This window comes from Streptomyces sp. ST2-7A (genome assembly GCF_021390475.1).
GTDB lineage: Bacteria > Actinomycetota > Actinomycetes > Streptomycetales > Streptomycetaceae > Streptomyces.
Map to the genome: position 1 here is coordinate 1 of NZ_JAJUWS010000029.1, position 16,083 is coordinate 16,083.

The 16,083-nt window shown below is 73.8% G+C and carries 13 protein-coding genes; 11 read left to right on the forward strand and 2 right to left on the reverse strand.

Translation table 11 applies throughout. The features are described from left to right. The 5 genes from LZF96_RS17675 to LZF96_RS17695 all read left to right on the forward strand — a co-directional run. Window positions 1-216 (forward strand): hypothetical protein (locus LZF96_RS17675; protein ID WP_233873204.1); only part of this gene is annotated, 216 nt, incomplete at its 5' end. After that, window positions 156-1,199: an NAD(P)-dependent oxidoreductase gene (locus tag LZF96_RS17680; protein ID WP_233873206.1), complete on the forward strand. Its 1,044-nt coding sequence runs from the start codon at window positions 156-158 to the stop codon at window positions 1,197-1,199. The genes LZF96_RS17675 and LZF96_RS17680, both read left to right, overlap by 61 nt. A 357-nt stretch (window positions 1,200-1,556) precedes the next feature. Then, window positions 1,557-2,258 (forward strand): glycosyltransferase family 2 protein, encoded by a 702-nt coding sequence (locus LZF96_RS17685; RefSeq protein WP_308294229.1) that lies wholly within the window; start codon window positions 1,557-1,559, stop codon window positions 2,256-2,258. Between the two features lie 131 nt (window positions 2,259-2,389). Next, window positions 2,390-3,055 (forward strand): DUF2064 domain-containing protein, encoded by a 666-nt coding sequence (locus tag LZF96_RS17690; RefSeq protein WP_233873362.1) that lies wholly within the window; start codon window positions 2,390-2,392, stop codon window positions 3,053-3,055. Next, window positions 3,052-3,810, forward strand: coding sequence for a bifunctional 2-polyprenyl-6-hydroxyphenol methylase/3-demethylubiquinol 3-O-methyltransferase UbiG (locus LZF96_RS17695; RefSeq protein ID WP_233873207.1), 759 nt, complete (start codon window positions 3,052-3,054; stop codon window positions 3,808-3,810). Before LZF96_RS17690 ends, LZF96_RS17695 begins: the two co-directional genes overlap by 4 nt. 33 nt (window positions 3,811-3,843) lie before the next feature. Here the strand turns inward: LZF96_RS17695 and LZF96_RS17700 are convergent, their stop codons facing one another. Beyond that, window positions 3,844-5,484 (reverse strand): hypothetical protein, encoded by a 1,641-nt coding sequence (locus tag LZF96_RS17700; protein WP_233873208.1) that lies wholly within the window; start codon window positions 5,482-5,484, stop codon window positions 3,844-3,846. A gap of 109 nt (window positions 5,485-5,593) precedes the next feature. On the opposite strand from LZF96_RS17700, the gene LZF96_RS17705 reads away from it, so the two are divergent. The 4 genes from LZF96_RS17705 to LZF96_RS17720 all read left to right on the forward strand — a co-directional run bounded on the left by LZF96_RS17705 (window position 5,594) and on the right by LZF96_RS17720 (window position 14,110). After that, window positions 5,594-6,340 (forward strand): thioredoxin domain-containing protein, encoded by a 747-nt coding sequence (locus LZF96_RS17705; protein WP_233873211.1) that lies wholly within the window; start codon window positions 5,594-5,596, stop codon window positions 6,338-6,340. Window positions 6,341-6,448: 108 nt separating this feature from the next. After that, window positions 6,449-7,558 (forward strand): prolipoprotein diacylglyceryl transferase, encoded by a 1,110-nt coding sequence (gene lgt / locus LZF96_RS17710; RefSeq protein WP_233873213.1) that lies wholly within the window; start codon window positions 6,449-6,451, stop codon window positions 7,556-7,558. 530 nt (window positions 7,559-8,088) lie between these two features. Next, on the forward strand, window positions 8,089-12,654 hold the full coding sequence (gene gltB / locus LZF96_RS17715; RefSeq protein ID WP_233873217.1) for a glutamate synthase large subunit: 4,566 nt from the start codon (window positions 8,089-8,091) through the stop codon (window positions 12,652-12,654). Further along, window positions 12,647-14,110 carry a glutamate synthase subunit beta gene (locus LZF96_RS17720; RefSeq protein WP_233873218.1) on the forward strand — a complete coding sequence of 488 codons (1,464 nt, stop codon included), beginning with the start codon at window positions 12,647-12,649 and terminating at the stop codon, window positions 14,108-14,110. The genes gltB and LZF96_RS17720 overlap by 8 nt, the downstream gene beginning before the upstream one ends. A gap of 184 nt (window positions 14,111-14,294) precedes the next feature. On the opposite strand, the gene LZF96_RS17725 is transcribed toward LZF96_RS17720, so the two are convergent. Next, window positions 14,295-14,903 (reverse strand): hypothetical protein, encoded by a 609-nt coding sequence (locus tag LZF96_RS17725; RefSeq protein ID WP_233873221.1) that lies wholly within the window; start codon window positions 14,901-14,903, stop codon window positions 14,295-14,297. Between the two features lie 208 nt (window positions 14,904-15,111). On the opposite strand from LZF96_RS17725, the gene LZF96_RS17730 reads away from it, so the two are divergent. After that, window positions 15,112-15,585: an OsmC family protein gene (locus LZF96_RS17730; protein ID WP_233873224.1), complete on the forward strand. Its 474-nt coding sequence runs from the start codon at window positions 15,112-15,114 to the stop codon at window positions 15,583-15,585. Window positions 15,586-15,656: 71 nt separating this feature from the next. Beyond that, a complete protein-coding gene (locus LZF96_RS17735; protein WP_308294230.1) occupies window positions 15,657-16,079 on the forward strand; it encodes a chorismate mutase in 423 nt (140 codons plus the stop codon). The last annotated feature ends 4 nt before the right edge of the window (window positions 16,080-16,083 follow it).

The window sequence follows — 16,083 nt, forward strand, 5'->3', positions numbered from 1 at the left end:
ATGGACACCGCCGCCCGTTGGTTCGGCCTGTACGGCGACACCTCCGGGACGGTGGGCGGCCCCGCCGACCTCGCCGCCGACACCTCCACCGACCCCGCCGACCCGGCCGCCCCGGGGAACGGCTCCGCGCGGCCCCGGCGACCTAGCGTGAGGAGATGCGCGTACTGGTCACCGGCGGTGCCGGATTCATCGGTTCCCATGTCGTCGACGCCCTGATCACGGCGGGAAGGGTGCCCGTGGTGCTCGACACCGAGCCCCGGGCGCACCATCACCCGGACGTGCCCTGGTACCAGGGTGATGTCCGGGACCCCGGATCGGTGGAGCGGGCCCTGGCCGGGGTGGACGCGGTCTGTCACCAGGCGGCCATGGTCGGTCTGGGCAGCGGCTTCTCCGACGCCGTGGAGTACGTCTCGCGCAACGACCTGGGGACCGCCGTCCTGCTCGCGGCGATGGCGCGGGCCGACATCCGACGCCTGGTGCTGGCCGGGTCCATGGTGGTCTACGGCGAGGGTCGGTACACCTGTCCGGAGCACGGGACCGTGCGGCCGGGCCCCCGCGAACCGGAGGCCCTGGCGGCAGGGCGTTTCGAACCGCGCTGTCCCCGGTGCGGACGGGACCTGGCGCCGGGGCTCGTCGCCGAGGACGCCCCGGTGGACCCGCGCAACGTCTACGCGACGACCAAGCTCTCCCAGGAGCACCTGGCGGCGGCGTGGGCCCGTTCGGAGGGCGGGCGGGCCATCTCGCTGCGCTACCACAACGTGTACGGGGAGCGGATGCCGCGCGACACCCCGTACGCCGGGGTGGCCTCCTTCTTCCGTTCCGCGCTGGACCGCGGCGAGGCGCCCCGGGTCTTCGAGGACGGTGCCCAGCGCCGGGACTTCGTCCACGTCACGGACGTGGCGGCGGCCAATCTCGCCGCGCTGGACGCGCTGGAGAGCCGCCCGGCGGGGACCCTGCGGACCTACAACACCGGCAGCGGCGACCCGCACACGGTGGGGGAGATGGCCACGGCGCTCGCCGACGCGTTCGGCGGTCCGGCGCCCCGGGTGACGGGGGAGTACCGACTGGGCGACGTCCGGCACATCACCGCCTCCTCGTCCCGGTTGCGGGAGGAGTTGGGGTGGCGGCCCCGGGTGGGGTTCGCGGAGGGGATGGCCCGGTTCGCGGCCGATCCGTTGCGGGCGATCCCGTCGGTCTGACGGCACCGGCCGGTCGCCGATCCGGGGACACCGGTTGGACGACACCGGGGACACCGGTTCCGGTCGCCCCGGCGGGGACACCGGGGTCGGCGGGGCCGGGCCCGGCGGGGGCGTGCGGCCCCGGAAAGGGGCGAATCGGCATACCCGGGGCCGTTTCCGGTGAGGTGAACGGTACGGCCGGGGCGAGAGCGACCCGACGCGGCGCGCGGTGATCAGTGGGTCCCACGATTGGCGTTCATGTGAAGTTAGCTTTTTGTTATCGCTAACTGGTCGCATTCGTCGCCGGGAGATGATCCCGACGGCGGATCGGCCCCGGCGACGCCCTCACCACCGTCGTCCCACCGGAAAGGGGATCGGATGAGCGAGACCGCTTCCCGGCGGGCCGGGGGCCCACCGGAGGTCCGTCGGGACATCCACGGGGACCTCGTGCTGCCCTGCCTGAACGAGGCCGATGCCCTGCCCTGGGTGCTGTCCCGCGTCCCTCCCGGCTGGCGCCCCCTGGTCGTCGACAACGGGTCCACCGACGGGTCCGCGCGTATCGCCGCCGAACTCGGCGCCCGCGTGGTCCGGGAGCCCCGACGCGGCTTCGGAGCCGCCTGCCACGCGGGCCTGCTCGCCGCCGAGGCCGACCTGGTCGCCTTCTGCGACTGCGACGCCACCCTCGACCCCCGGGCCCTCACCCGGATGGCCGAGCCGGTGCGGGCCGGCTCCACCGATCTCGTCCTGGCCCGCCGCCGCCCCACCACCCGGCGCGCCTTCCCCGTCCGCGCCCGGGTCGGCAACCGCGCCCTGTCCGTCATGCTGCGCCGCCGTACCGGCGTGCGCCTGCGCGACCTCGGCCCCCTGCGGGTCGCCCGCCGGCGGGCCCTGCTCGACCTCGATCTCACCGATCGGCGCAGCGGCTATCCCCTGGAGATGGTGGTCGCCGCCGCCGACGCCGGATGGCGGATCGTGGAGACCGAGGTCCCCTACCTGCCGCGTACCGGACGTTCCAAGGTCACCGGCACCTGGCCGGGAACCCTCCGGGCCGTGCACGACATGCGGAAGGTGCTGCGTTGACACCCGTTTCCCCCGGTCGGGGTCCGACCGCCCCCGCCGCCCGGCCCCGGACATCGGCCCCGCACCGCCGTCCGGCGCACTTCGCCCGACCCACCGGCGCGGATCGCCCCCTCCCCGGCACCGTCACCCTCCTGGTGATCGCCAAGGAGCCCGTTCCCGGCCGGGTCAAGACCCGACTCACCCCGCCGTACACCCCCGAGCAGGCGGCCCGACTCGCCGAGGCGTCCCTGGCCGACACCCTCCGCACCGGCCTGCGGATCCCCGCCCGCCGCCGGGTGCTGGCCCTGGCCGGCCGGCCGGGACCGTGGCTGCCGACCGGCTGGGAGGTGGTGCCCCAGGGCACCGGCGGACTGGACGAACGCATAGCCACCGCCCTGACCGGTTGCTCCGGCCCCACCCTGCTGCTGGGCATGGACACCCCCCAGATCACCCCCGAACTCCTCGCCCCCGCCACCGCCCCCGGGGCCGGCGCCCCCGACGCCGCCTGGTTCGGACCCGCCCGCGACGGTGGCTTCTGGGCCCTGGGTCTGGGCGAACCCGATCCCGAGCTGGTCCGCGGGGTGCCGATGTCCACTCCCGACACCGGTGCCGCACAGCGCCGCCGACTGGTGGAGGCCGGCCTGCGGGTGCGCGACCTGCCGGAACTGGAGGACATGGACACCGTGGCCGAGGCCGACCGCATCGCCGCCCGGGTGGCACCCGACAGCCGCTTCGCCGAGGCGTGGGGTCACACCCTCCCCGGCGCGCCCGCCGCCGGAGCCCCCCGCGCCGACCCGGGGGAGGTGGGAGGGGGATGACCACCGCTCCCCGCCGGGGGGCCCGCCCGGCCCCCGCCGGTACCTCCCGGCCGCCCCGGGTCGGCGCCTCCCGGGGCGCGCATCCGGTGACCCCGCGTCGTGGCGCGCGCCCCACCGGACGCACCTGGTCCGGCGATCTCTACGCCGAGGCCCTGCGGGCCGGCTCCGGCCCGCTTTACCTGCGCGGACCCGACGGCGCGCTCCTCCCGTTGGACGTCGAACGCTGGTGCGCCGGTCCCGACGAGGCCGACCGTTCGGTGCTGCACCGCTGCCGCGGCAGCGTCCTGGACATCGGCTGCGGTCCCGGCCGGATGGTCTGCGAACTCGCCCGCCACGGCCGTCCGGCGCTGGGCATCGACGTGGCCCGCAGTGCCGTGGAGCGCACCCGGCGCGGCGGCGGCACCGCCCTGCTGGCCTCGGTCTTCGACCCGTTGCCCGCCGAGGGCCGTTGGAACGGCGCGCTGCTGCTCGACGGGAACATCGGCATCGGCGGTGACCCGGTCCGGCTCCTGAGCCGGGTGCGGGAGGTGGCCGCACCCGGCGCCCGACTCGTCGTCGAGGCCGCTCCGGACCAGGTCGACGAGCGGGGCCCCGCCCGGCTGGACGACGGACGGGGCGCGGCCGGTCCGGTCTTCCCCTGGGCCCGGGTGGGGACCGCCGCCCTGCGGGAGAATGCCGGGAGGGCCGGATGGCGACCGGCGGAGGAGTGGTGGGTCGCCGGTCGTCCCTTCGTCCTCCTGCGGGTGGGGGAGTGACCCCGGGGTCACCCCTCGGAGTCGCCCCCGTCGTCACCAGCCGGTGAGCAGCAGATGGTTGACCGCCACCGCGGTCGCCGCCTGCGCCGGCAGCCACCACCGGACCCACCGCCCGGGGAGCAGGGCGGCGGCCGGGATCAGCCACAGCACGAAGGGCAGCCAGATCCGCTCGGTCTCCGCCTTGCTCATCCCCGACAACGTCGCCGCGAGCACGGCGACGGCTGCCGAGAGCGCCAGCACCACCAGCGGTCCGGCACCCCCCACCGGGCCCGTCCCGTGCCGGGCGGGAGGGGACGACCGGGCGTCGGAGCCGCCCCCGCCGCCGGCCGGGAGGACCGCCGGCACGACGGGGAAGGAGGCGCGGACGGACGCCGCGAGGGAACCGACGGCCGCCGCCGGACCCCGACGCCGCCGGGTGGCCGGCTCCGCATCCGCCCGACCGTGCCGCACGACCCCGCGCGTCCACCGCGCCCCCGCCGTCGCCGCCCGGCGGAGCCCGGCGATCCCCGCCGGCCCCACCGTCACCGCCAGCACCGCCGCGTTCGCCCACACGAAGTAGCCGTACGGCCGCAGCCGCGCCGCCCCCTGGTGGTAGCGCTCCACCAGCGCCTGGTACCCCTCCCACCACCAGAACCCGCCGGCCAGGAAGGTCAGGGCCACCACCGCCATCCCGGCCACCACCGGGAGGACCGGCCGCCACGAGCGGGTCAGGAGCAGCACCGCCAGTGCCGTGGGGGCCATCAGGACCAGGCCGTAGGACAGGAAGAGCATCCAGCCGAACAGCAACCCCGCCCCGAACGCGGTGAGGCCGGGCCGGCGGGCGGCCCCGGAGGCGGCCAGGGCCAGCAGCGCCACGCCCCAGGCCGCGACCGCCGCGAAATACGCGTCCGCCGACACCCCCATCCACACGGCCGCCGGCAGCAGCACCGCGAACGGCGCGACCCGGCGGGCCGTCGTCGTCCCGGCCAGCACGCGCACCGTCACCAGCACGGCGGGTACCGCCGAGGCGGCCACCAGCAGGATGAACGCCGCCCCCCAGACGCCCCCGCCGGCTCCGATCCGGTCGAGGCCCACGAAGGTCAGCAGCGCTCCGGGCGGGTGCCCGGCCACGTGCACCGGCCAGTTGTCCGGGGCGTCGAGCGGTACGTGGTGGGCGAAGGTGGTCAGGAACCGCCCGAGGTCGTCCACCCGGTCCACCGCCGCCAGGTACTCGTGCCGTCCGGTCAGCCGACCGACCACCCCCCGCTCCCAGCCGTCGATCATCGCCAGCGAGAACGTCCAGGCCAGGGAGGCCGGCCAGCCCGCCCACAGCAGCCCCCGCCAGGGCAGTCGGCGGGCCAGGGCCGGCCCCCATCCCACCACCAGGACGGCGACCAGCAGGGTCGGCGCGGTTCCCGGGCCGAGGTGCGGCTCCCAGTCGGCGTAGAGCGGGGGCCATCGCAGGCTCAGTCGGCCGTCGTCGTCGATCGCCGTCCCGATCACGGCGGCGGCGGCGAAGAGCGCGAACGCCGCGACGGCGGCGACCACGTCGTGGCGACCCGCCCGCCCGCCCGGCTCCCCACGGTCCGGCACGGGGGCGGAGCGGTCGGCGTGGTCGTCGCGGGGCTCATCGGGTTCCCCGGCCCTTCCGGAGCGTTCGGCCGGGGGACACGGGCGGGCGCGCGGTGGGATCATCGGACTCAGGCTAGGCGCCCGAACGGGACGAACCGGGTCACGACACCCGCACGGGGGACGGCGGCGGGCGGTCCGTGTCCGCCGGGTCCCCCGCTCGTTGGTCCAGGACATGAGCGAGAAGAACCGCGCGGGCGGTCTCAGCGCCCGCGAGCGGCTGGCGGAGGAACGGGCCCGCGATCAGGTGGCGGAGAAGCGCCGACGGACCCTCAAGGTGCTGGGGATCTCCGTCGCGACCCTGGCCGTGGTGGGCGGCATCGGTTTCGCGGCGGGCAACACCGGACGGGGCTCCGACACCGACGGCCCGCCCCCCGCACCGATCGCGCAGGGTCCCGCGGAGGCCCCGGCGACCCTTACCGTCTACGAGGACTTCCGCTGCCCGGCCTGCGCCCGGTTCGAGACGTACTACAAGGACACCATCGCCGACCTGCAGGACGAGGGGAAGCTGCGCACCGAGTACCACCTGGTCACCATCATCGACGACGGCCTCGGGGGCGAGGGCTCCGCCCGGGCGGCCAACGCCGCGATCTGCGCGGAGGACGCCGACCGCTTCGCCGAGTACCACGACCTGCTCTTCGCCGAGCAGCCGGCCGAGCGCACCGACGAATTCGCCGACCCGGACACCCTCATCGAGCTGGCCGGCCGGATCGACGGGCTGGACACCGACGAGTTCCGGGACTGCGTGCTGGGGGAAACCCACGCCGATCGAGTGGCCCGCACCAACGTCGCGTTCCGGGACTCGGAGTACAGCGCCACCCCCACCGTCCTGCTCAACGGGGAGAGCGTCTACGGCGACCCCTCCGATCCGCTGACCGTCGAGCGCCTGCGGCAGCGGGTGGAGGAGATCGCCGCGGAATGACCCGGCCCGCCCGCCCCGCCGGCGGGCTTCGGACCGGCCCGCCCCGGTGGGATCCGGCGGCCGTCGCGCACCGGGGCGGGTGGCGGACAGGGTAGCCTCGGGCCCACCATGGACATCCTCGCCTCCATTCCCAGCCCCGGCACGAGCGAGATCCAGCTCGGGCCCTTCCCCTTGCGCGCGTACGCGGTGTGCATCATCCTCGGTGTCTTCGTCGCCGGTTGGCTCGGCGGCCGGCGCTGGGTGGCGCGCGGCGGCAGGCCCGGAACGGTCGCCGACGTCATGGTGTGGGCCGTGCCGTTCGGTCTGGTCGGCGCCCGGGTTTACCACGTGATCACCGATTACCAGCTCTACTTCGGTGAGGGACGCGATCCCTGGGACGCCGTCCGCATCTGGGACGGGGGCATCGGCATCTGGGGCGCCATCGCCGGTGGCGCGGTGGGGGCCTGGATCGCCTGCCGGCGCCGGGGCATCCCGCTACCGGCCTTCGCCGACGCGGTGGCGCCGGGCATCGCCTTCGCCCAGGCCATCGGGCGCTGGGGCAACTGGTTCAACCAGGAGTTGTACGGGCGGGCCACCGACCTGCCCTGGGGCCTGGAGATCGACAACAACCGCGACACCGGCGTCTTCCACCCCACCTTCCTCTACGAGTCCCTCTGGTGCGTCGGCCTGGGTCTGCTGGTCATCTGGGCGGACCGGCGCTTCCGGCTCGGCCACGGCCGCGCGTTCGCGCTCTACGTCGCCGGTTACACGGCGGGCCGCTTCTGGATCGAGTACCTGCGGATCGACGAGGCCCACGAATTCCTGGGCCTGCGGCTGAACAACTGGACCGCGCTGGTCGTCTTCCTGCTGGCGGTCCTCTACCTGGTGCTCTCCGCACGCCTGCGGCCCGGCCGCGAGGAGGTCGTGGAGCCGGATCACGACGGCACCATCGAGAAGGACGCCATCGACAGGAACGGCACGGACAGGAACGCCACCGAGAAGGGCGCCGCGAAGCTCGGGGGCGAGGCCCCGACGACCGGCGCCGCCGAACCGGCCGAGTCCGTCGGCGCGGCGGGGGAGAAGGGCACCGCCGCGAAGCGGGCCGGGACGGTCACCGGCGCGGCGGCCGCCACCGACGGTGTCGGTGCCCCGGTCGCGGGCGAGGGGACCGGGGGCGCCGGCTCCGCCGACGGCCCGGCCGACCTCGGCCCACCCCGGGCACGCGGCGAGCGCGACTGACCCCGCGACTCCGCGTCTCCTCCGCTTCCCGATCCCCCGCCCGTGCGACGAGGCGGGGGATCGGCGCGTTCCGCGCCCCTCGCCCTCACCCGAACGGCCCCGACTGTCCGGGAACGGTCCGGGGAACGACTCCCGGGGAGGTGTCACCGGGAACGCCCCGGAGCCGTCCGCCGTCGGGCCCCGATCCCTCCGGGCGGGAATACCCGTCCTCCCGCACCCGTTACACGGGCTCCGGGACGCATCGGGAAACAACACCCGTGATCTTTGTTACCCGGCGGTTTCGGGTACGTCTCCACAGGGCATATGCTTCGGGATTCACGGGCGCCGTCGCCCGGACCGCACCGGCCGAGCCGGGCGGTTCCTCCCCTCTTTCGAGGGCTCGGCGAGCCGTCGTGCCGTCCGCATCCCGGGCACGTCCATCCACTTTCCGGGACGGGCCCCATCCTGTAACCTGCACGAAAAATTCGCGCCAGGGCCAACGTCGTCCCCGGTCACAGCACAGATCCGCACCGACGACGACGGAGGAGCCGATGCGTTCTGCGTCCCATCCGGCCAAGCAGGGGATGTACGACCCGGCCGACGAGCACGACGCCTGTGGCGTCGGTTTCGTCGCCAAACTTTCCGGTGAGGCCGACCACGATCTCGTGGATCGGGCGCTGACCGTTCTGCGGAACCTCGAGCACCGCGGTGCCACGGGCAGTGACCCCGACACCGGTGACGGGGCCGGCATCCTCCTGCAGGTCCCGGACGCGTTCCTGCGCGCCGTGGTTCCGTTCGGGTTGCCCGCCGCCGGCTCCTACGCAGTCGGCCTCGGCTTCCTGCCCGCCGACCCGGCCGCGGCCGACGCCGTCGCCGCCCGGATCGACGCCCTCGCCGCCGAGGAGGGCCTGGAGGTGCTCGGCTGGCGCGAGGTGCCGGTCGCCCCGGAGCTGCTCGGCGGCGCCTCCCGGGCCACCATGCCCACCTTCCGGCAGCTCTTCGTCGCCGACGCGGACCGGGCCCTCTCCGACCTGGAGCTGGACCGTCGGGCCTTCGTGCTGCGCAAGCGCGCCGAGCGGGAGGCGGACGTCTACTTCGCCTCGCTCTCCGCGCGGACCCTGGTCTACAAGGGGATGCTCACCACCGGGCAGCTGGAGCCGTTCTTCCCGGACCTCTCCGACCCCCGCACGGCCTCCGCCATCGCGCTGGTGCACTCCCGCTTCTCCACCAACACCTTCCCGAGTTGGCCGCTGGCCCACCCCTACCGGTTCATCGCCCACAACGGTGAGATCAACACCGTCAAGGGCAACCGCAACTGGATGCGGGCCCGCGAGTCGCAGCTGGTCAGCGACCTTTTCGGTGACCCGGAGCGGCTGGAGCGGATCTTCCCGATCTGCACCCCCGAGGCCTCCGACTCCGCCTCCTTCGACGAGGTGCTGGAACTGCTGCACCTGGGCGGTCGGTCGCTGCCGCACGCGGTGCTGATGATGGTCCCCGAGGCGTGGGAGAACCACGACACGATGGACCCGGCCCGGCGCGCCTTCTACCGCTTCCACTCCTCGCTGATGGAGCCGTGGGACGGTCCCGCCTGCGTCACCTTCACCGACGGCACCCGGGTCGGCGCGGTCCTGGACCGCAACGGTCTGCGTCCCGGCCGCTACTGGGTGACCGACGACGGTCTGGTCGTGCTCTCCTCCGAGGTCGGCGTCCTGGACATCGACCCCGCCCGGGTGGTCCGCAAGGGTCGCCTCCAGCCGGGCCGGATGTTCCTGGTGGACACCGACGAGCACCGGATCATCGAGGACGACGAGATCAAGGCGGGCCTGGCCGCCGAGCGTCCCTACCAGGAGTGGCTCGAGGCCGGTCTCATCGAGCTGCCCGAGCTGCCCGAGCGCGAGCACATCGTGCACACCCACGCCTCGGTCACCCGTCGCCAGCAGACCTTCGGTTACACCGAGGAGGAACTGCGCGTCCTCCTCACCCCGATGTCCCGCACCGGCGCCGAGCCGATCGGTTCGATGGGCACCGACACCCCCATCGCCGCCCTCTCCGACCGGCCGCGGCTGATCTTCGACTACTTCACCCAGCTCTTCGCCCAGGTCACCAACCCTCCGCTGGACGCCATCCGCGAGGAACTGGTCACCTCGCTGCACTCGGCGCTCGGCCCCCAGGGCAACCTGCTGGAGCCCACCGCGGCCTCCTGCCGCAGCGTGGCGCTGCCCTTCCCGGTGATCGACAACGACGAGCTGGCCAAGCTCATCCACATCAACGCCGACGGCGACATGCCCGGCTTCGAGTCCGCCACCGTCTCCGGTCTGTACCGGGTCGCCGGCGGCGGCGCGGCGCTGGCCGCGCGGCTGGACGCCATCCGCGACGAGGTGGACACCGCCATCGCCGAGGGCGCCCGGATCATCGTGCTCTCCGACCGCCACTCGGACGCCGAGCACGCCCCCATCCCGTCGCTGTTGCTGACCTCGACGGTCCACCACCACCTGATCCACACCCGTCAGCGCACCCGGGTGGGGCTGCTGGTGGAGGCCGGTGACGTCCGCGAGGTCCACCACGTGGCGCTCCTCGTCGGTTACGGCGCCGCCGCGGTCAACCCCTACCTGGCGATGGAGTCGGTGGAGGACCTGGTCCGCGAGGGCACCTTCTTCCGGGACGTGCCCGGTCTCAGCGCCGAGACCGCCATCCGCAACCTCATCAAGGCGCTGGGCAAGGGCGTGCTGAAGGTGATGTCCAAGATGGGCATCTCCACCGTCGCCTCCTACCGCGGCGCGCAGGTGTTCGAGGCGATCGGTCTGGACGAGGGGTTCGTCGACACCTACTTCAACGGCACCTCCACCAAGATCGGCGGCGTCGGCCTGGACGTCATCGCGGAGGAGGTCGCCGCCCGGCACGCCAAGGCGTACCCGGCCTCGGGCATCGCCGCGGCCCACCGCCGGTTGGAGATCGGCGGCGAGTACCAGTGGCGACGGGAGGGCGAGCCCCACCTGTTCGACCCGGAGACCGTCTTCCGCCTCCAGCACTCCACCCGCGAGGGCCGGTACGACGTCTTCAAGCAGTACACCTCCCGGGTGGACGAGCAGTCCGAGCGGCTGATGACCCTGCGCGGCCTGTTCGGTCTGCACAGCGACCGTCGCCCGGTGCCGATCGACGAGGTCGAGCCGGTCTCGGAGATCGTCAGGCGGTTCTCCACCGGCGCCATGTCCTACGGCTCCATCTCGCAGGAGGCGCACGAGACGCTGGCGATCGCCATGAACCGGCTGGGCGGCAAGTCCAACACCGGTGAGGGCGGCGAGGACCCCGAGCGTCTGTACGACCCCGAGCGCCGCTCGGCGATCAAGCAGGTCGCCTCCGGTCGATTCGGCGTCACCAGCGAGTACCTGACCAACGCCGACGACATCCAGATCAAGATGGCGCAGGGCGCCAAGCCCGGCGAGGGCGGACAGCTGCCCGGCCACAAGGTGTATCCGTGGGTGGCGCGCACCCGGCACTCCACGCCGGGCGTGGGGCTGATCTCCCCGCCGCCGCACCACGACATCTACTCCATCGAGGATCTGGCGCAGCTGATCCACGACCTGAAGAACGCCAACCCCTCGGCCCGCGTCCACGTGAAGCTGGTCTCCGAGGTCGGCGTGGGCACCGTCGCCGCCGGCGTCTCCAAGGCGCACGCCGACGTGGTGCTCATCTCCGGTCACGACGGCGGCACCGGCGCCTCGCCGCTGACCTCCCTCAAGCACGCGGGCGGTCCCTGGGAGCTGGGCCTGGCCGAGACGCAGCAGACCCTGCTGCTCAACGGCCTGCGCGACCGCATCGTCGTGCAGACCGACGGTCAGCTGAAGACCGGTCGCGACGTGCTGATCGCCGCCCTGCTGGGCGCCGAGGAGTACGGCTTCGCCACCGCGCCGCTGGTGGTCTCCGGCTGCGTGATGATGCGGGTGTGCCACCTGGACACCTGCCCGGTCGGCATCGCCACCCAGAACCCGGTGCTGCGTGCCCGGTACGGTGGCAAGCCCGAGTTCGTGGTCAACTTCTTCGAGTTCATCGCGCAGGAGGTCCGCGAGCTCCTCGCCGAGCTGGGCTTCCGCTCGCTGGACGAGGTCATCGGCCGCGCCGACGTGCTCGACGTCGGTCGTGCCGTGGAGCACTGGAAGGCCTCCGGCCTGGACCTGGCCCCACTGCTGCACGTGCCCGCGCTGCCGGCCGGCACCGCCCGCCGGTGCACCGTCCCGCAGGACCACGGGCTGGGGAAGGCCCTGGACAACGAGCTGATCCGGCTCGCCTCCGACGCGCTGGAGGCGGGGAGTGCCGAGGAGGCGGGCCCGGTGAGGGCCCGGGTCGCGGTCCGCAACATCAACCGCACCGTCGGCACCATGCTGGGCCACGAGGTGACCCGGCGGTTCGGCGGCGCCGGTCTGCCCGACGACACCATCGACATCACCCTCATCGGCTCCGCCGGTCAGTCCTTCGGCGCCTTCCTCCCGCGCGGGGTCACCCTGCGGCTGGAGGGCGACGCCAACGACTACGTCGGCAAGGGCCTGTCCGGCGGCCGGGTGATCGTGCGCCCCGACCGCTCCGCCGATCACCTCGACGAGCAGTCGGTCATCGCGGGCAACACCCTCGCCTACGGCGCCACCGGTGGCGAGCTGTTCCTGCGCGGCAGGGTCGGCGAGCGGTTCTGCGTCCGCAACTCCGGCGCCCTGGTGGTCGCCGAGGGTGTGGGCGACCACGGCTGCGAGTACATGACCGGCGGCAGCGCCGTCGTCCTGGGCGAGACCGGGCGCAACTTCGCCGCCGGCATGTCCGGCGGCACCGCCTACGTCCTGGACCTGCGCAAGGAGAACGTCAACGCCGGGAACCAGGGCGCGGTCGAGGCGCTCGACGAGAACGACCGGGAGTGGCTGCACGACGTGGTGCGCCGGCACGCGGAGGAGACCGGGTCCACGGCCGCCGCCGCGCTCCTCGCGGACTGGCCCGCCTCCTCGGGCCGGTTCGGCAAGATCGTTCCCACCACCTACAAGGCCGTGCTCGCCGCCAAGGACGCCGCCGAGCGAGCCGGACTCACCGAGTCCGAGACCCACGAGAAGATGATGGAGGCGGCGACCCATGGCTGACCCGAAGGGCTTTCTGACCACCGATCGCGAGGTCGCCGCGACCCGTCCCGTCGAGGAGCGGGTCGGGGACTGGGACGAGGTGTACGTCCCCGGCTCCCTGCTGCCGATCATCGGCAAGCAGGCCGGCCGCTGCATGGACTGCGGCATCCCGTTCTGTCACAACGGCTGTCCGTTGGGCAACCTCATCCCGGAGTGGAACGACTACGCCTACCGGGGCGACTGGGCCGCCGCCAACGAGCGGCTGCACGCGACCAACAACTTCCCGGAGTTCACCGGGCGGCTGTGCCCGGCGCCGTGCGAGTCGGCCTGCGTGCTGGGGATCAACCAGCCGGCGGTGACCATCAAGAACGTCGAGGTCACCATCATCGACAAGGCGTGGGAGGCCGGCCGGGTCACCCCGCAGCCGCCCGAGCGCCTGTCCGGCAAGACCGTGGCCGTCATCGGTTCCGGCCCGGCCGGGCTGGCCGCCGCCCAGCAGCTCACCCGGGCCGGCCACACCGTGGCGGTCTATGAGCGGGCCGACCGGATCGGCGGGCTGCTGCGCTACGGCATCCCCGAGTTCAAGATGGAGAAGCGGCACATCAACCGCCGCATCGAGCAGATGCGCGCGGAGGGCACCCGGTTCCGCACCGGTGTCGAGGTGGGCCGCGACATCACCGCGAAGGATCTGCGCAAGCGGTACGACGCGGTGGTCATCGCCGCCGGCGCCACCACCGCCCGCGACCTGCCCGTGCCCGGCCGCGAACTCGCCGGGATCCACCAGGCGATGGAGTACCTGCCGCTCGCCAACAAGGTGCAGGAGGGCGATCTCATGACCCCGCCGATCACCGCCGAGGGCAAGCACGTGGTGGTCATCGGCGGCGGCGACACCGGCGCCGACTGCGTGGGCACCGCCCACCGCCAGGGCGCGGCCTCCGTCACCCAGTTGGAGATCATGCCCCGGCCGGGCGAGGACCGTCTCGCGCACCAGCCCTGGCCGACCTTCCCGATGCTCTACAAGGTCACCAGCGCCCACGAGGAGGGCGGCGAGCGGGTCTACTCCGTCTCGACCACCCGCTTCGAGGGCGACGAGGACGGCAACGTGCGGTGGCTGCACCTCGTGGAGGTGGAGTTCACCGACGGGAAGCTCGTCCAGAAGGAGGGCACCGAGCGCCGCATCCCCGCGCAGCTGGTCACCCTGGCCATGGGCTTCACCGGCACCGACCGCGAGAACGGCCTGGTCGACCAGTTCGGCCTGGAGCTGGACCCGCGCGGCAACATCGCGCGGGACGCCGAGTACGCCACCAACGTCCCCGGCGTGTTCGTCGCCGGTGACGCCGGTCGCGGTCAGTCGCTGATCGTCTGGGCCATCGCCGAGGGCCGCGCCGCCGCGCGCGGCGTGGACCGGATGCTGACCGGCGGGCACAGCGACCTGCCGTACCCGATCCGCCCCACCGACCGGGCGCTCACGGTCTGACGCCCCGTCGCCCGGGCCCGCCCTCGTGCGGGTCCGGGCGACGGGCCCCGACCGCAGCCCCGCCCCGAACGGGACCGCACAACGGCGTGCGGATACCGGCCGCGGCGCCCGCCCTCCCCGACCGGAAGAAGGCGGGCGCCGCGGCATGTCCGGATCCCGGTCGGACCCGGCGCCGGTACGCCGATCAGCCGCCGGCGGGGAACTCCTCGCCCAGCATGTCCATCCCGGTGACGGCGTCCACCAGGACCCGGTCGCCGATCTCCGCGTCGAGTTCCACCTCGACCTCGTCGATGACCAGCATCTCGTTGCACACCTCGACGTCCGGGTCCTCCACGGACCATCCGCCGAGGACGATCAGGTCCTCGGTCTCGTGGACCCGCGCGCCCCAATCCAGGTCGCAGCTGCCGTGACCGACCAGCGCGGTCACCGTGGTGTCCGAGGGGTCGGGGGCGACCACGCCCTCCAGCCGCCACAGGTCCTCCGAGGAGGAGGACAGGGGTTCCACCTCCGGCCACTCCTCCTCGATGTCCCCGGCCCGGTCCAGGAACGCCTCGTCGGAGGGTTCCCGCGTGTCGTCACCCGCGTCGGGACCATCGGTGTCGTCGGTGTCGTCCTCCCCGTCGGGGGCGTCGCCGGGTGCCTCCTCGACCGGTGGCGCGCCGCCCGGCGATCCGGTGTCCTCGCTCGCGTCGCCGCAGGCCGTGAGGGTGAGGGCCGTCGCGGTGGCCAGGGCGACCAGCGTCGCGCCGGTCCGGCGTCGTCCGCCGCGCGGGGTGTGTCGGATACCGCCCATGGTGTCCTCCCGGGTCTCGGTGGGGTCGGGTCCGGTCGTTCTCGCCGAACCCGCTGATTCGGTTGCGTACCGTGGTGTTCCCCGTCGGCCCGGGGCGGCTGTCCCGCCTCCGGACCCGTCGGTCCGACGCACCCCGGCCGCCCCCGGTTCCCCGACGCCTCCCGCGGACTCACGTTCGATTGACGGTGCCCGGCGCTACTCTCCGGTCATGAGTCCCGTACACCAGTACTCCGCCCGGATCCGCTGGACCGGTGATCGCGGTCTCGGCACCGTCGATTACCGTTCCTACGGCCGTGACCACGAGATCACCGCCGACGGCCCACCGCCCATCCCCGGCGCCTCCGCCCCGATGTACCGGGGGGACCGGGCCCGCTGGAACCCCGAGCAGTTGCTGCTCGCCGCCCTGGCACAGTGCCACATGCTCTCCTACCTGCATCAGTGCGCCGACGCGGGAGTGGTGGTGACCGCCTACGAGGACGAGCCGGTGGGCGATCTCGCGACCCGCGCCGCCGGGGGGCGCTTCACGGAGGCGGTGCTGCGGCCCCGGGTGGAGGTGGCGGGGGAGGAGATGGTCGAGGAGGCCCTCCGGCTGCACGGCCCGGCCGCGGACGGTTGCTTCATCGCGGCCTCGGTGGCCTTCCCGGTCCGGCACGAACCCGTGATCACCGTGCGCGCGTCCTGACGCCGGCGCCCCCGCGCCCGATGCGCGGACACCCCGGACCCCGGGTGGGGCCGGCGACGTACAGTCCCGGGGTGAGCCACAGCGAGACCGATCACCCCGACACCGTCGTCGGCGCCGCCGAGGGGCACGCCCCGGGCGCCGCCCCGTCCCCCTCCGGCGCCGGTGGGGTCGCCGGGGGCGGCGCGGTCACGGATCCCGCCGTCCGCGCCGAACTCACCCGGCTGCGGGAGAGCATCGACAACATCGACGCCGCCGTCGTGCACATGCTCGCCGAGCGCTTCAAGTGCACCCAGCAGGTCGGTCGGCTCAAGGCGGAGCACCGCCTGCCGCCTGCTGACCCCGAACGGGAGGCCCGGCAGATCGCCCGGCTGCGCACCCTGGCGGAAAGCGCCCGGCTCGACCCCGCTTTCGCCGAGAAACTGCTCAACTTCGTCATCGCCGAGGTCATCCGGCACCACGAGACGATCGCCGAGGGCGGCGATTCAGGGGACTGATCAC

Bases quoted from the DNA above. Each gene is read 5' to 3' on its own strand.
- LZF96_RS17730 (WP_233873224.1), top strand. From the start codon at position 15,112: ATGAGTCCCGTACACCAGTACTCCGCCCGGATCCGCTGGACCGGTGAT.
- LZF96_RS17700 (WP_233873208.1), bottom strand. From the start codon at position 5,484: ATGATCCCACCGCGCGCCCGCCCGTGTCCCCCGGCCGAACGCTCCGGA.
- gltB (WP_233873217.1), top strand. From the start codon at position 8,089: ATGCGTTCTGCGTCCCATCCGGCCAAGCAGGGGATGTACGACCCGGCC.
- LZF96_RS17705 (WP_233873211.1), top strand. From the start codon at position 5,594: ATGAGCGAGAAGAACCGCGCGGGCGGTCTCAGCGCCCGCGAGCGGCTG.
- LZF96_RS17680 (WP_233873206.1), top strand. From the start codon at position 156: ATGCGCGTACTGGTCACCGGCGGTGCCGGATTCATCGGTTCCCATGTC.
- lgt (WP_233873213.1), top strand. From the start codon at position 6,449: ATGGACATCCTCGCCTCCATTCCCAGCCCCGGCACGAGCGAGATCCAG.
- LZF96_RS17695 (WP_233873207.1), top strand. From the start codon at position 3,052: ATGACCACCGCTCCCCGCCGGGGGGCCCGCCCGGCCCCCGCCGGTACC.
- LZF96_RS17720 (WP_233873218.1), top strand. From the start codon at position 12,647: ATGGCTGACCCGAAGGGCTTTCTGACCACCGATCGCGAGGTCGCCGCG.
- LZF96_RS17725 (WP_233873221.1), bottom strand. From the start codon at position 14,903: ATGGGCGGTATCCGACACACCCCGCGCGGCGGACGACGCCGGACCGGC.
- LZF96_RS17685 (WP_308294229.1), top strand. From the start codon at position 1,557: ATGAGCGAGACCGCTTCCCGGCGGGCCGGGGGCCCACCGGAGGTCCGT.